The 14,005-nt window shown below is 56.9% G+C and carries 13 protein-coding genes and 2 pseudogenes; all 15 read left to right on the top strand.

All coding sequences use genetic code 11. From position 1 onward, the window contains the following. The first annotated feature begins 98 nt into the window (after positions 1–98). The 15 genes and pseudogenes from rfbF (at position 99) to ACYZTU_RS20985 (ending at position 13,944) form a co-directional block, all read left to right on the top strand. Positions 99–872, top strand: a complete 774-nt coding sequence (gene rfbF / locus ACYZTU_RS21055; RefSeq protein ID WP_461965220.1) for a glucose-1-phosphate cytidylyltransferase — start codon at positions 99–101, stop codon at positions 870–872. Then, entirely contained in the window at positions 854–1,936 is a 1,083-nt protein-coding gene (gene rfbG, locus ACYZTU_RS21050; protein WP_461965218.1) for a CDP-glucose 4,6-dehydratase, read from the top strand. The genes rfbF and rfbG overlap by 19 nt, the downstream gene beginning before the upstream one ends. Beyond that, the gene (gene rfbC / locus ACYZTU_RS21045) at positions 1,933–2,493 is read left to right on the top strand and encodes a dTDP-4-dehydrorhamnose 3,5-epimerase (RefSeq protein ID WP_461965216.1); all 561 of its coding nucleotides are present in this window, start codon (positions 1,933–1,935) and stop codon (positions 2,491–2,493) included. The genes rfbG and rfbC overlap by 4 nt, the downstream gene beginning before the upstream one ends. A gap of 11 nt (positions 2,494–2,504) precedes the next feature. Further along, entirely contained in the window at positions 2,505–3,362 is an 858-nt protein-coding gene (locus ACYZTU_RS21040) for an NAD-dependent epimerase/dehydratase family protein (RefSeq protein WP_461971124.1), read from the top strand. Continuing rightward, complete coding sequence (locus ACYZTU_RS21035) at positions 3,352–4,422, top strand: class I SAM-dependent methyltransferase (protein ID WP_461965214.1); 1,071 nt, start codon at positions 3,352–3,354, stop codon at positions 4,420–4,422. Before ACYZTU_RS21040 ends, ACYZTU_RS21035 begins: the two co-directional genes overlap by 11 nt. Before the next feature lie 17 nt (positions 4,423–4,439). Then, positions 4,440–5,177, top strand: a complete 738-nt coding sequence (locus tag ACYZTU_RS21030; RefSeq protein ID WP_461965212.1) for a cephalosporin hydroxylase family protein — start codon at positions 4,440–4,442, stop codon at positions 5,175–5,177. A gap of 51 nt (positions 5,178–5,228) precedes the next feature. Continuing rightward, positions 5,229–8,162 carry a TIGR00180 family glycosyltransferase gene (locus tag ACYZTU_RS21025; protein ID WP_461965210.1) on the top strand — a complete coding sequence of 978 codons (2,934 nt, stop codon included), beginning with the start codon at positions 5,229–5,231 and terminating at the stop codon, positions 8,160–8,162. 21 nt (positions 8,163–8,183) lie between these two features. Continuing rightward, a pseudogene (locus ACYZTU_RS21020) lies at positions 8,184–8,336 on the top strand (polysaccharide biosynthesis protein); the annotation flags it as partial. 115 nt (positions 8,337–8,451) lie between these two features. Continuing rightward, positions 8,452–8,667, top strand: a pseudogene (locus ACYZTU_RS21015) (SAF domain-containing protein); the annotation flags it as partial. 229 nt (positions 8,668–8,896) lie between these two features. Continuing rightward, positions 8,897–9,823 (top strand): ketoacyl-ACP synthase III, encoded by a 927-nt coding sequence (locus tag ACYZTU_RS21010; RefSeq protein WP_461965208.1) that lies wholly within the window; start codon positions 8,897–8,899, stop codon positions 9,821–9,823. A gap of 491 nt (positions 9,824–10,314) precedes the next feature. After that, entirely contained in the window at positions 10,315–11,166 is an 852-nt protein-coding gene (locus ACYZTU_RS21005; RefSeq protein WP_461965206.1) for a flagellin domain-containing protein, read from the top strand. A gap of 73 nt (positions 11,167–11,239) precedes the next feature. Further along, positions 11,240–11,608 (top strand): flagellar protein FlaG, encoded by a 369-nt coding sequence (locus ACYZTU_RS21000; RefSeq protein ID WP_461965204.1) that lies wholly within the window; start codon positions 11,240–11,242, stop codon positions 11,606–11,608. A gap of 82 nt (positions 11,609–11,690) precedes the next feature. Then, positions 11,691–13,115 carry a flagellar filament capping protein FliD gene (fliD, locus tag ACYZTU_RS20995; protein WP_461965202.1) on the top strand — a complete coding sequence of 475 codons (1,425 nt, stop codon included), beginning with the start codon at positions 11,691–11,693 and terminating at the stop codon, positions 13,113–13,115. A gap of 126 nt (positions 13,116–13,241) precedes the next feature. Next, entirely contained in the window at positions 13,242–13,637 is a 396-nt protein-coding gene (gene fliS / locus ACYZTU_RS20990) for a flagellar export chaperone FliS (RefSeq protein WP_461965200.1), read from the top strand. A 10-nt stretch (positions 13,638–13,647) separates the two neighbouring features. Continuing rightward, complete coding sequence (locus ACYZTU_RS20985) at positions 13,648–13,944, top strand: flagellar protein FliT (RefSeq protein WP_461965198.1); 297 nt, start codon at positions 13,648–13,650, stop codon at positions 13,942–13,944. Positions 13,945–14,005: the final 61 nt, after the last annotated feature.

The raw sequence follows: 14,005 nt of genomic DNA, 5'->3' as shown, positions 1-14,005 counted from the left end.
CATGGGCGTGAACGGCCAATGGCTGCAGGCAAATGATGTGCATCTGACGGTTCGGCTACCCCAGCGGGGCGGGCCGCGCGAAGAGCAAGAGGACAGCGATGAAGGCAGTAATTCTGGCAGGTGGTCTCGGCACGCGGATTAGCGAGGAGTCGCACCTCAAGCCCAAGCCGATGATCGAGATCGGCGGCAAGCCAATTCTTTGGCACATCATGAAACAGTACTCGGCCCACGGGATTCATGACTTCGTGATCTGCCTTGGCTACAAGGGCTACGCGATCAAGGATTTCTTTGCTAACTATTTCCTGCACACCTCCGATGTCACCTTCGACATGCGTGAAAACCGCATGGATGTTCACCAGAATTACAGCGAACCATGGCGTGTCACCCTGATCGACACGGGCGAAGAGACCATGACCGGCGGACGTTTGCGGCGTGCCGCGCGTTATCTGGAAAAAGAAGAAGCCTTTTGTTTCACCTATGGCGACGGCGTGTCGGATCTGAACATCGGAGCGCTGGTGGATTTTCACCGGTCTCACGGCAAGCTGGCAACGGTGACCGCTGTGCAACCGCCAGGCCGTTACGGCGCCCTGGAGCGCAATGGCGACACGGTGTTGGGCTTCACCGAAAAACCTCGCGGCGATGGCGGCTGGATCAACGGCGGCTTCTTCGTGCTGTCACCCAAAGTGCTGCCGTACATTGCAGATGATCAAACCTCATGGGAAGCCGAACCGCTGACGAGACTGGCGGGCGAAGAACAATTGCATGCGTTTCAGCACGACGGCTTCTGGCATCCCATGGACACTCTGCGCGATAAGAATTATCTGGAAACGCTGTGGCAGAGCGGGGAGGCCCCATGGAAGCAGTGGGATTGAGCGCGGAGTTCTGGAGTGGCAAGCGAGTCCTGATCACCGGCCACACCGGTTTCAAAGGCAGTTGGCTGACGTTGTGGTTGCAAAGCCTCGGGGCCAAGGTCAGCGGGTTTTCCCTTGATCCTTCCACCGAGCCGAGTCTGTTCGAACTGGCACGGGTGGCCGAAGGCATCAACGATCAACGCGGCGACTTGCGTGACCTGGGTGCCTTGCTTGAGGTCATCGCCGAAACCGAACCTGAAATCGTCCTGCACCTGGCGGCCCAGCCGCTGGTGCGTGAAAGTTATCGCGACCCGTTGGGCACCTATTCCAGCAATGTCATGGGCACCCTCAACCTGCTCGAAGCGATCCGCCAGATCGGTGGCGTCCGTGCCTGTGTGCTGGTGACCACCGACAAGGTTTACGCCAATCAGGAATGGCTGTGGCCATACCGTGAAAACGAGCCGTTGGGCGGGCATGACCCCTATAGCAGCAGCAAAGCTTGCTGCGAGCTGCTGGCGCAGTCCTATGCCGCCTCATTTTTCGCCGCCGATCGTTATGACGAGCATGGCCTGGCCTTGGCGACTGCCCGTGCCGGAAATGTACTGGGAGGTGGTGACTTCGCCCCGGAGCGGCTGATCCCGGATGTACTAACGGCTTGGTCCGCAAATGAACCCGTCACCTTGCGCTACCCGCAAGCGGTACGTCCCTGGCAGCACGCGTTGGGGCCGCTGGCCGGCTACTTATTGTTGGCAGAACGGTTGTTCGAGCAGGGCCCGGCGTATTCGGGGGCCTGGAACTTCGGTCCGGGTGATGCCGATATGTGTACGGTCGGAGAAGTGGTTGAGCGGTTGGCCAGCCGCTGGCCGCAGGCGCCCGGGTTGCGTATCGAGGCCAGTGACATGCATGAGGCCGGCCTGTTACGGCTGGACAGCAGTCGTGCGCAGCAATTGCTTGGCTGGCGCCCTTGCTGGTCGCTGCAGCAGTGTCTTGAACATACGCTGGACTGGCATCTGGCCTGGAAGAATGGCGAGGACATGCGTGCGGTCACCCTGAATCAATTGAATCTTTACAAGGAACGGTCATGAGCGAGCTCACGCTCCAGGCGCTGGAGCTGGAAGGATTGTTTTTGATTCGGCAGAAAGTGTTCTGTGATGATCGAGGCCGGTTTGCCCGTTTGTTTTGCCAGACCAGTTTGACGGTGCAGGGCCGACCTTTCGCTATCCGCCAGATCAATCATTCGCGTACTGCTGAGAAGGGCAGCGTTCGAGGTCTTCATTATCAAAAAGCCGGGTTCGCCGAGTCCAAATTGATTACCTGCGTACGCGGCGCGGTCTGGGATGTGGTGGTAGACCTGCGCCCGCAGTCGCCGACGTATTTGCACTGGCACGCTGAAGAGCTGCGTGCCGACGACGGGCGCAGCTTATTGATCCCGGCGGGTTTTGCCCATGGTTTTCAATCCCTGACCGACGACTCGGAAGTGCTGTATCTGACGGATGCGGATTACGCCCCCGCCCATGAAGCCGGCCTCTCGGTCAATGACCCTGCGTTGTCCCTACCTTGGCCGTTACCCGTCAAGAACTTGTCGGCAAAGGATGCCTGCCATCCACTGCTGGATGACCACTTCATCGGTGTCGTGCTGTGACAGCCCGCGCAATGAAAGTGCTGGTCACTGGCGCCACTGGCTTTGTAGGGCGACATCTGGTCAGCGCCTTGCTCGCCAAGGGCTTCAAGGTTCGGGCCGTGTCGCGAAATATCAAAGCGGCCCGTGCGATGCCATGGTTTGGCGACGTGGAGTTCATCGCCGCTGATATCCAGGCCATGGATCTGAATGTGGCGGCCTTGGCCGAGGGGATCGATGCCATCGCGCACCTGGCCTGGACCGGCTTGCCGAACTATCAGGCGCTGTTCCATTTCGAGCGCAACTTGCCGCTGGATTACGCGTTTCTGAAACGAGTGGTCGAGGCCGGCGTTAACCAGGTGCTGGTCACCGGAACCTGTTTCGAGTACGGGCTGCAAAGTGGCCCTTTGAGTGAGGCGGTGGCGGCACAACCCAATACCCCCTATGGCTTGGCTAAACACACCTTGCGGCTGTTTCTTGAAGCCTTGCAGCGTGAGCGTCCGTTCACCTTGCAATGGGCTCGACTGTTTTATCTGCACGGCGAGGGGCAAAACCCCAGCAGTCTCCTGGCCAGTCTCGACCGAGCCATCGACGCCGGTGATCCGCAGTTCAACATGTCGGCGGGCGATCAGCTGCGTGATTACCTGGAAATCAGCCAAGCCGCCAGCCTGCTGGCGTCACTCATCGCCCGTCGCGATGTTGAAGGCCTCATCAATTGCTGCAGCGGGCAACCGGTTTCCGTAAGGGCATTGGTTGAGCAGCATGTTCGTCAACGTCAATCGTCCATCGTCCTGAATCTGGGGCACTACGGTTACTCCGCCCATGAACCCATGGCGTTCTGGGGCGTGGCCCAGCGGATTTCGCTACTGGCAGGAGAAGAACATGCAGCGTGAGCTATATCGAGTGGCCGGGCTGCCGGTACTCCAGAACCGCACGTTTGCCAGCGCCGAGCAGGCCCGGGCTTCGGGCAGCGCCGATATCGTGCTGGTGCAGGACAGCCAGAGCGGGTTGATCTTCAACCAGGCGTTCGACGTCAGCAAGCTCAGCTATGACGCCGACTATCAAAACGAACAGGCCCATTCGGTGCAGTTCCAGCAGCACTTGAATGATGTCGAGGCCATCCTCGCTCATCATTTCAATGGGAAAAGCCTGATTGAGGTCGGCTGCGGCAAAGGTTATTTCCTTGAGATGCTGCGCGGGCGGGGTTATGCCATCACTGGTATCGACCCCTCCTACGAAGGTGACAACGCCGACGTCATCAAGGCCTCTTTCACCAAGGAGCTAGGGCTGGCCGCCGACGCGATCGTCTTGCGCCACGTTCTGGAACATATCAGCGATCCGGTGAGCTTCCTGGCCGAAATTGCCAGCGCCAATCAGGGTGGGCAGATTTACATCGAGGTGCCTTGCTTCGACTGGATCGTCGAACATAACGCCTGGTTCGATGTGTTCTACGAGCATGTGAATTACTTCCGTCTTGCGGATCTGCGCGGCCTGTTCGGCACGGTGCACGAGGCGGGTCACCTGTTTGGCGGGCAGTACCTGTACATCGTCGCGGACCTGTCGACCTTGCGCCGAGCACCGGTCGAGGCGCCGCAACTGCTCACGCTCGCGGATAACTTCACCGCCAGCATCGGGCGAGCGGTGCAGATCATTCAGGCCAGCGGCAGTCAGGGCGCAGGCATCTGGGGGGCTTCATCCAAGGGCGTGATTTATTCGCTGTTCCTGCAGCGCGCCGGTGTGACGGTCGAGCATGTAGTGGACATCAACCCGTCCAAGCAGGGCCGTTATTTGCCACTGAGCGGGGTGCGTGTGTCATCGCCGCAAGAGGCCCAGGACGGTCTGCCTGAAGGCGCGAACCTGTTTGTGATGAATTCCAACTACCTCGAAGAAATCGAGCGGATGACCGGTGGACGCTACGTCTATCACGCCGTCGACAGCGCTTCGTTCCAGTGACTATTGAGATTACAAAAATGACCGACAACACGATTCATAAAGCCTTTGACGCGGAATGTCAGGCGGAAATCGCCCGTCAGGGTGACGACCAGGAGCTGACTGCTTTGGCCCAGGATTTCTTCAACAAATCGGCCAAACACAAATACAGCTACCACTTCTCGTGGATGGGCCGTCCGATCATCCAGCTGCCGCAAGACATGATGGCGATGCAGGAGATCATCTGGCAGGTCAAACCGGATCTGGTCATCGAGTGTGGAATTGCCCACGGCGGTTCGATCATTTACTACGCATCGTTGCTGGAACTGCAGGGCCACGGCGAAGTGCTGGGCATCGACCTCGACATCCGTGCGCACAACCGCGAAGCCATCGAAAGCCACCCGATGAGCAAACGCATATCCATGATTGAAGGTTCGAGCACCGACCCGGTAATCGCTGCTCGAGTACGCGCGTTGGCCGAAGGCAAGAAAGTCATTCTGGTGCTCGATTCCAACCACACCCATGACCACGTGCTTGAAGAGCTTCGCCTTTATGCACCGCTGGTTTCAGTGGACAGCTACTGCGTGGTCATGGACACCGTTGTCGAAGACATGCCGGCGGACTTCTTCCCGGATCGTCCATGGGGCCCGGGTGACAACCCGAAGACTGCCGTGTGGAAGTACCTGGAAGAAAACAAGGACTTTGAAATCGACCAGCAGCTGCAAAACAAGTTGCTGATCACTGTTGCGCCTGACGGTTACCTGCGTCGCGTTCGTTAATCAATATTTGGATCAGGTTATTGGCCGCTGGCCAGTTGCGGGGATAGAGATATGCAGGTTCAAAACAGTACTCAAGACAACGTTGCGCCGCTGAGCGATCGGTTCACGGTCGTGGTGATCACCCACAACCGGAGCGCGTTCCTGCGGCGCACTTTGCAGTACTACGGCAACTATCCCTGCACGGTGCTGGTTCTGGACTCGTCCGTTGCAGGTGATGAGCACATCGCCCGGGACTTCCCGTCGGTCGACTATCGCCATTTGCCTCAGTACACCTATCAGGGGCTTCAGGAAAAACTCAGCTATGGCGTCACCCAGGTCACCACGCCTTACATGGTGTTTGCAGCCGATGATGATTTCCTGCTGCACGACGCGCTGACCGCGTCGCTGGAGTTTCTCGAAGCCAATACCGACTATGGCATGTGCCATGGCTACGGAATGATGTACCTGGCCCGCGCCACTGAGGTTAACTACTACCGGCGTGATTGCAGGGTGCAAGAGGATTACAACTCGAAGCAGCCTGAAATTCGGGTCATTGAGTTCATGGAGCAGTTCCTGCCGCCGTTTTATGCGGTGACTCGCACCGACCTGCTGCAGCAGTGGTACAGCCAACTGCCTTCGGGCACCAGTTTCGAGTGGCAGGAAATCGGCCATGCGTTCTATCTGCTGGCCTGTGCCAAGGCGCGGATTCTGCCGATCCCCTACGCCGTGCGGGAGGCCAACTACGGCGCCTCGGACCACAACACCAACGTGTTGACCGTGCTCACATACAAGGACGCGAAAACCGTCGCCGAGCGCGAGCAGTTTGCCGAGTTCCTGGCTTCGATTCCTACCCAGTTCAGCGGCAAGGAACCGGCCGAGGTCAAACAGTTAGCACTGGACAGTTTTGCCGCCATGGCCGAGTGCTTGCTCGCAGGTCGCTCGCTCAAAGGCACCATGATCTTTCGCTCGGCCTGGATCGAGGCCGGGCAAGCGCCGGTTCGCTCGTTCGGTCCCGAGCAGTTTGTCGAAATGCCGTTCTACAACAAAACGATGTTCGACCTGCTGACCGAATTCGAATTTCTGTTGCACGCCATGCCGGCCGGCCGCCTGCAATTGCAGGAACTCGAAGGCATCCTGCTCAAGCAACAGGAGCTGATGCGAATTCAGCCTAACGACAACGACCGCACCATTCGTGCTCGCCTGTGGGAGGCATTGAGTCTTAACCGGTTCAACCGGTCGGTGGTCAAGCGCTTGATCGAGTCACTCGAAGACACCGAGGAACAGGACGAGAAGCTCAAGCTTCAAGCATGGGCCAAGCGCCTCGATTCGGTCCCGGGACAGGATGACCGCACGTTGCTGCAGAGCATGCCGTCCGGGCGTTTGCTTGACTGGCTAGATGCTCGCAATCCTGATGCCGTCCAGCTTTCAGATATCACCGGGTATCTGGGCAAGCACAACGGCGGCCCTCGGTTCGCCATTTTGCTGCTCGACCTGGACGCCGACATGTTCAAGTTGCAGGCCACGTTCGACAGCCTGGTCAACGGGCATTGCAAGGCGTTCAACGTGGTGGTGTTCACCACTGGCGAGCTGCCGGCCACTACCAGCGTCCGGGACACCGTGCACTTCGTCAAAGTCAGCACAACCAATTACGTCGATCGGATCAATCAGATTGTCGTGCAATCCACGGCTGACTGGCTGCTGCTGGCCGAGGCCGGAGATCAGTTCACCCCGAGCGGGTTGTTACGTGCCAGCCTCGAGCTGATGGGCGCCGAAGGCGTGCGCGCGGTGGCCATGGACGAAATTCAGCGTCAGGTTAACGGCACGTTAGTGGATGTATTTCGTCCTGGGGTCAACCTAGACCTGCTGCAAACCGTACCGTCGCTGATGGCACGGCACTGGTTGATCCAGCGTGACGTGTTGGCCCAGGCCAAGGGTTTCTCGACCGAGTACACCCAGGCCCTGGAGTTTGACCTGTTGCTTCGTCTGATCGAAAACAGTGGTCTCGGGGGGCTGGCGCACCTGGCCGAACCCTTGCTGATCTGCAACGCGCCGGCCACTGAAGAAAATGCTCAGGAACGTCAGGTTTTGACTCGTCACCTGGCCAGGCGTGGGTATCGTGGTCAAGTCAGCTCGATGCTGCCGCAGACCTGGCAGATCGACTATCAGCACGCTGAACGACCGATGGTATCGATCGTCCTCCAGAGCCAGGACAACCTGGAACACTTGCAACGTGCATTGGTCAGCGTACTGCAACGCACCCGCTACCAACGCCACGAAGTGCTGATTGTCGACAACTACAGCCAATCGCCCGAACTGGCCGAATGGCTTATCAGTCTGCAAGGCAAGGGCGAGCGCATTCGTGTACTGCGCACCGGTCAGCGCGTGAGCGGTTCAGCGTTGTATAACGTTGCCAGCGCCGAGGCCAAGGGTGAGTACCTGGTGCTGCTGTCGGCCGAAGCCCAGGTATTCAATGCCAACTGGCTCGACGCCATGCTCAACCAGGCCCAGCGTCCGGAAGTCGGCATTGTTGGCGCCAAACTGATGGACATTAGTGGCACCACCAACCAGGCCGGGTTGGTCCTCGGTTTGAATGGCGATATCGGCTCGGTCTTTGTCGATGAACGCAAGGACGCCAAGGGTTACCTCTATGGCCATCAAGTGGAGCAGAACTATTCGGCGGTTTCCGGTGCATGCCTGATGATTCGCAAGGAGCTATATGAAGCGGTTGGCGGGCTGGATGAAGAGCATTTCGACGAAGCTTTTGGCGATATCGATTTGTGCCTGAAAGTTGCCGATGCCGGTTACCTCACCGTCTGGACGCCACAAGCGCAACTGTTGCACCCGGGCCTGTTGCCTGAGGCGCCACAGGCCCGTGCGGCCCTGCGTGACAAATGGCAGGCCCGTTTCGAACAGGACTCGGCCTACAACCAGAACCTGGCCTTGATTGGCAAGAGCTTTACCCTCGGCAACGCTTGCAGTGTGAACTGGGCACAGTTGCTTGCATAAGCCTGATTGACAGGGAAATGCCAGCCCAAGCGTGTGGTGGTGTTTTCCCGCGATGAGATCAAGCAGTACGAAATGCAGCAGACGTTCAACGCGCCGTGCATGCGTTAATTCATCGGTGATGTGCGCGGCGTTGACTGTTTGCGTCAGGCCATGCGCGGTATCGATTACGTGGTGGGTGTTCCTGAGCAAGGATCGCCTATGACCAGTTCAAGATGGGCAACCGCTCGATCGGCGTAGATGCGCCGCTGTTCATCATTGCCGAGATGAGTGGCAAACATAATCAGTCGCTGGAAGTGGCACTGCCGAGCGCAAGCCCCTGGTATACCGCCGCTCGCTCTACGTGACTCAGGACATGGCTGCCGTCGAACCCCTCACCGTCACCAACGTGCGAGCCATTCGTCCTGGTCTGGAGTTGGCCCCAAAATACGCGGAAACGCTTCTGGACCGCCGTGCCCGTCAGGCCGTCCAGCGCGGAACGCCGCTGAACTGGTCGTTGGTCGAATAACTCCTTGTGGCGCTGATTCGGCAAAATAGCGTGACCTGCGAGTCATAACGCGCATCTTCACTGTATTGTATTAATCGGGAAGGTGGCGCCTGGCCTGTTTTTGGCCCAGTGATAGCCTTTTATTTTTCCCGCAATCGTCTCAGTGAGGCGACATTTTTTATCCGTTTGTCGGCGCCCCTCGAATCATTACGAGCGGTGGTATTGGGCTGTTTATTATTGGGAAGCCGTAATGATTGGCATAAAAAGCATTGCGAGCTACGTTCCTGTAGCCGGCGTGGACAATTACGCACAGGGTGCAAAATTCGAAAAGGATGAAGAGTTTATCCTGGGCAAGATCGGTTCAGCCTTCCTGCCGCGCAAAGACGCCGGGCAGGAAACCTCGGACCTGTGTGTCGAAGCAGCTAACGCGCTGTTCGCCAACAATCCCGACTTGAAACGTGAAGACGTCGACGTGCTAATCGTTGTCACCCAGAACGGCGACGAAGAAGGCCTGCCGCACACCGCAGCTATCGTTCAGGACAAACTGGGCCTGCCAACTACCGTGGCCGCGTTCGATATTTCCCTGGGCTGCTCCGGCTACGTCTACGGCATCTACGCCATCAAGGGTTTCATGGAAGCCGCAGGCTTGAAGAATGGCCTGCTGATCACCGCTGATCCTTACTCCAAGATCGTCGACCCGGAAGACCGCAACACCACCATGCTGTTTGGTGATGCCGCCACTGCCACCTGGATGGGCGAGAACGCGCCATGGCATTTGGGCAAGGCCAAGTTTGGCACCGACGGTTCCGGTGCGCCGCACCTTAAGGTCACCGATGGCGTGTTTTTCATGAACGGCCGCCAGGTGTTCAACTTCGCGCTGCTTAAAGTCCCGGCGCATTTGCACGAGTTGCTGGCTGATTCGCAGCTGACCGCTGACGATATCGATGCGTTCTGCATTCACCAGGGCAGTGCGGCGATTGTCGATGCCGTGGCGCGACGTTTCGAGGGCGAACCCGAGAAGTTCATCAAGGACATGGTCGAGACCGGCAACACGGTGTCGTCGAGCATCCCGCTGCTGCTGGAAAAACATGTGCTGGACTCCACCTGGAAGCGCGTGGCGTTGAGCGGTTTCGGCGTTGGTTTGTCGTGGGGCTCGGCGATTATCTATCGCCCTTGATTTTTCAAAAGCCAGGCACAAAAAAAGCGTTCAAGGTGCAACCTACCTTGAGCGCTATTTTTTTGCCCGAATGAAAAGCGAAGCTCCATGAGCGAGTTCTTTGAGCGCAACGGCGAAGTCATACAGCGGCACTGGCCGCTGCTGTCGGCGCGCTCGCTGGCCCAAGGGTGAACTTTATGTGGGCGGTAGAGTGACTTCCCCCGTGGTGGACCTTGGATGAAGATGGGTGCAGCGCAGATCATCCTGTTCGGCGCCCACTTTGCATTTCCTCGCCAATCTGTCGCCGGCATTTCCATGGCGTCATTTTTTTAGCTGCTTGAGTGTGGTCAAGTCCTTTGTTTACGGGGGGTGGCAACGTGATGGCAAATATTTTTGAAAATCCCCTAAAGCAAGTTGCAATGCCGACGATAACTATTACGAAGGTTCTCTAGGCCATACCCGGCGGTTGCCAGGGCCGGAAGCCGCAGTACCCAACCAACGAGGAATTCGTCATGGCTTTAACAGTAAACACTAACGTTACATCGTTGAACGTACAGAAAAACCTGAACAAGGCTTCTGATGCTCTGTCGACTTCGATGACTCGCCTGTCTTCCGGCCTGAAAATCAACAGCGCTAAAGACGACGCCGCCGGCCTGCAAATCGCTACCCGTATGACCTCGCAGATCCGTGGTCAGACCATGGCGATCAAAAATGCTAACGACGGTATCTCGATTGCTCAGACCGCTGAAGGCGCGATGCAAGAATCGAGCAACATTTTGCAGCGTATGCGTGAACTGGCTGTTCAAGCACGAAACGATTCCAACGGCACCGACGACCGTGCAGCTCTGAACAAAGAGTTCGCAACCATGTCGGACGAACTGACCCGTATCGCCAAGTCGACCAACCTGAACGGCAAAAACCTGATTGACGGCACCGCTGGCACTATGACCTTCCAGGTTGGTTCCAACACTGGCGGAACTAACCAGATCACCATCACTCTGGCCAGCGGCTTCGATGCTGCTACCCTGAGCGTAGGTTCGGCCACCATCGCTGTAACCGGTACCGACAGCACCACTGCAGAAGCCAGCACCAAGGCTGCAATCGACGCAATCGACGCGGCACTGAAAACTATCAACACCAGCCGTGCTGACCTTGGTGCCGCGCAAAACCGTCTGACCAGCACCATCTCCAACCTGCAGAACATTAACGAAAACGCCAGTGCTGCACTGGGTCGCGTACAAGATACCGACTTCGCTTCTGAAACTGCACAGCTGACCAAGCAACAAACTCTGCAACAAGCTTCCACCGCAGTTCTGGCCCAGGCCAACCAACTGCCATCCGCTGTACTGAAACTGCTTCAGTAATAGCCGGGTAGTTTTTGGCGGGGGAGTGCGTACGTCGCGCTTTCTCGCTTTTTTACTTTAAGAGGTGATGGACATGGATATGAGCGCGAAGCTGAACTTGTCTTATCCTGCGGCCCGGCAGGTGGCGACACCTATTGCCGAAAAGGCAGCGCAGAAACCTCTAGCGGAAACTGCGCCAGTGGTTGCCGTCAAGGATGAAAGCAAAGGTACCCAGACCGAGCAGGAACAACTGAAGATGGCCGTCCAGGAAATTGAAAAGTTCGTTCAGTCGGTCAAGCGTAATCTGGAGTTCTCGATTGACGAGCCTTCAGGCAAGGTTGTGGTAAGGGTGATTGCCAGTGACTCCGGTGAGGTAATCCGTCAGATCCCCAACGAAGAAGTTCTTAAGCTGGCCAACAGTTTGAATGATGCAAGTAGCTTGTTGTTCAGCGCGAAAGTCTGACAATTGGCATGAATTTTGTTGCTATGTTCTTTTGGGCGTTGTAGTGGTCAAAAGGCCGGCGACACACTGAAGGGAGTTTCACATGGCAAGTCCAATTTTACCGGGCGCAGGTCTTGGCTCCGGTCTTGACACCGGTGCTATCGTCAAGGCTTTGGTAAGCGCTGATAAAGCAGCCAAGCAAGGTCAACTCGACCGTGGGACTGCGACCAGCACCGCAAGCATCTCCGGTATCGGGACCTTAAAGTCCTTGATGGCTGCATTTACCAAATCCATGACTGATCTGGGTAGCAAAACCAGCCCGCAGTTCCCCGGGTTTGCCGCGACTTCCTCTGATGTGAAAATTGTCACAGCCACGGCGGGTAACTCGGCCGTGGGTGGCAGCTACGCCATCAATGTCAAGAATCTCGCCACCTCTTCCAAAGTGACCAGTCAGGCTTTTGCCGGTGGAACGACCAGTGCTATCACTGATGGGACGCTGGTCATTAAGCAGGGCACCACCGGGACATATAATCTTGATGTAAAGCCCGGCGCTACACTGCAATCGGTTCGAGATTCGATCAACGCCGATGCCTCGCTCAAGGGCGCCGGTATCAGCGCCAACATCGTGACTGACTCATTCGGTTCGCGTCTGGTGTTGGGTTCGACTACTACAGGGGCCAAGTCGGATATTTCCGTCAGTGGCATCCCTGAATTGGTCATCGACGGCACGAAAGTCGTGGGTACTGACGCCTCTCCAATGACTAGCGCTTCTGCTGGTTCTATCGGTGCTTTGGCTGTGGATGCAAACTTCACCGTCGATGGCATGGCGCTGACCAGCAAGAGCAATACCGTGGATAAGGCGGTTTCCGGGTTGACCTTCAACTTATTGGCAACGGGGTCTTCGACCGTTACGGTTTCTACCAACACGGATGGCCTGAAAGCTTCGATCCAGAAGTTTATAGACGCCTACAACGCAATCGCCAACAGCGTTACGGCGCTCACAAAGCCTTCGCTCGATAAAGAGGGTAAGCTAACCGTGCCAGCGGCGTTGACCGGTGACGCATTGCCGCGTTCGATTTTGTCGGCCATTCGCACGCCTTTGTCTGAAGCCGGTGCGGGTGACAAACTTACCGTGCTGGCGCAGTTGGGGATTACCACCAACCAGAAGACTGGCGCTCTCGATTTTGACAGCACCAAATTCACTGCTGCGATGAATGACAAAAAACTGGGCGGTGAAGTCCAGGAGTTGTTCACCGGTAGTAACGGCTTGCTGGAGCGTATGGGCAAGGCGATCGCGCCGTTTGCAGAGACCGGCGGAATTCTGGATCAGCGCACGACCAGTCTGAACAAGACCAAGACCAAGCTGACCAACGATCAGGCTGCCCTGGATCGCCGCATAGCAACCTTGACGGCGGTGCTGACCAAAAAGTACAACGACATGGATACTCTCGTTGGCAAGCTGAAAGCGACAGCCAGCAACATCACTTCGATGTTCGAAGCCATGACCGCGCAGCAGAAGAACTCTTAACTCCCAAAGTGCCAAAAGCCCGGCAGCGTTTCACGCTCCGGGCTTTTTGTTTTTTGAATCTAAAGTTTTTTGACGCATCGTCGATACACTGGTTATACGAACCACAGATTTTTGATGAGGTACAACATGAATCCAATGTTAGCCCTTCGCCAATACCAGAAGATTGGCGCCCAGGCGCAAACTTCCGAAGCCAGTCCTCACCGTCTGGTGCAGATGCTTATGGAAGGCGGCCTGGACCGCATCGCGCAGGCCAAAGGCGCCATGGAGCGAAAGGATATCCCGAACAAAGGGGTTCTGATCGGCAAGGCCATTGGCATCATTGGCGGTCTGCGTGAAGGTCTGGATCTTGAGAATCAGGCTGCATCGGTAGGGGAGTTGGACAACCTGTACACCTACATGATGAAGCGTCTGACAGAAGCCAACGTCAAAACCGATCCAAAGATTCTCGACGAAGTCGCCGACCTGCTTCGCACCGTCAAAGACGGCTGGGATGCTATCGCCGCGCCGGGTCCGCAGTTTTAAGGAGATCACCATGAGTCTTGTATTGCAGCGAATCGAACAAACCCGTGATGGCCTGGTCGGTGCTTTGGCTGAGCGTAACTGGGAAGCCATTGGTGAATTGGACCTGGCTTGCCGTTCCTGCATGGAAGATGTCTTGAGTGAAGCTTCGGGGGACGAGGCCGCGTTGCGCGATAACCTTGAGGAGTTGCTGGGGGTGTATAAACAGCTTCTGGAGGCGGCGACAGGGGAGAGGCAAGCGATAGTCGATGAGATGTCGCAGATCCACCAAGCACAAAACGCGTCAAAGGTTTACCATCTGTTTGGTTAATTAATCCCCGGTTAATCCAAACATAGTGCGCCATAAATTTGACTGTGCACGGTTTTTTGAC

The organism is Pseudomonas sp. HLT2-19-2, from assembly GCF_054898005.1.
This window is presented reverse-complemented; position numbering and strand designations above follow the sequence as displayed.

Bases quoted from the DNA above. Each gene is read 5' to 3' on its own strand.
- rfbG (WP_461965218.1), top strand. From the start codon at position 854: ATGGAAGCAGTGGGATTGAGCGCGGAGTTCTGGAGTGGCAAGCGAGTC.
- fliD (WP_461965202.1), top strand. From the start codon at position 11,691: ATGGCAAGTCCAATTTTACCGGGCGCAGGTCTTGGCTCCGGTCTTGAC.
- ACYZTU_RS21005 (WP_461965206.1), top strand. From the start codon at position 10,315: ATGGCTTTAACAGTAAACACTAACGTTACATCGTTGAACGTACAGAAA.
- ACYZTU_RS20985 (WP_461965198.1), top strand. From the start codon at position 13,648: ATGAGTCTTGTATTGCAGCGAATCGAACAAACCCGTGATGGCCTGGTC.
- fliS (WP_461965200.1), top strand. From the start codon at position 13,242: ATGAATCCAATGTTAGCCCTTCGCCAATACCAGAAGATTGGCGCCCAG.
- ACYZTU_RS21040 (WP_461971124.1), top strand. From the start codon at position 2,505: ATGAAAGTGCTGGTCACTGGCGCCACTGGCTTTGTAGGGCGACATCTG.
- ACYZTU_RS21025 (WP_461965210.1), top strand. From the start codon at position 5,229: ATGCAGGTTCAAAACAGTACTCAAGACAACGTTGCGCCGCTGAGCGAT.
- ACYZTU_RS21035 (WP_461965214.1), top strand. From the start codon at position 3,352: ATGCAGCGTGAGCTATATCGAGTGGCCGGGCTGCCGGTACTCCAGAAC.
- rfbC (WP_461965216.1), top strand. From the start codon at position 1,933: ATGAGCGAGCTCACGCTCCAGGCGCTGGAGCTGGAAGGATTGTTTTTG.
- rfbF (WP_461965220.1), top strand. From the start codon at position 99: ATGAAGGCAGTAATTCTGGCAGGTGGTCTCGGCACGCGGATTAGCGAG.
- ACYZTU_RS21030 (WP_461965212.1), top strand. From the start codon at position 4,440: ATGACCGACAACACGATTCATAAAGCCTTTGACGCGGAATGTCAGGCG.
- ACYZTU_RS21000 (WP_461965204.1), top strand. From the start codon at position 11,240: ATGGATATGAGCGCGAAGCTGAACTTGTCTTATCCTGCGGCCCGGCAG.
- ACYZTU_RS21010 (WP_461965208.1), top strand. From the start codon at position 8,897: ATGATTGGCATAAAAAGCATTGCGAGCTACGTTCCTGTAGCCGGCGTG.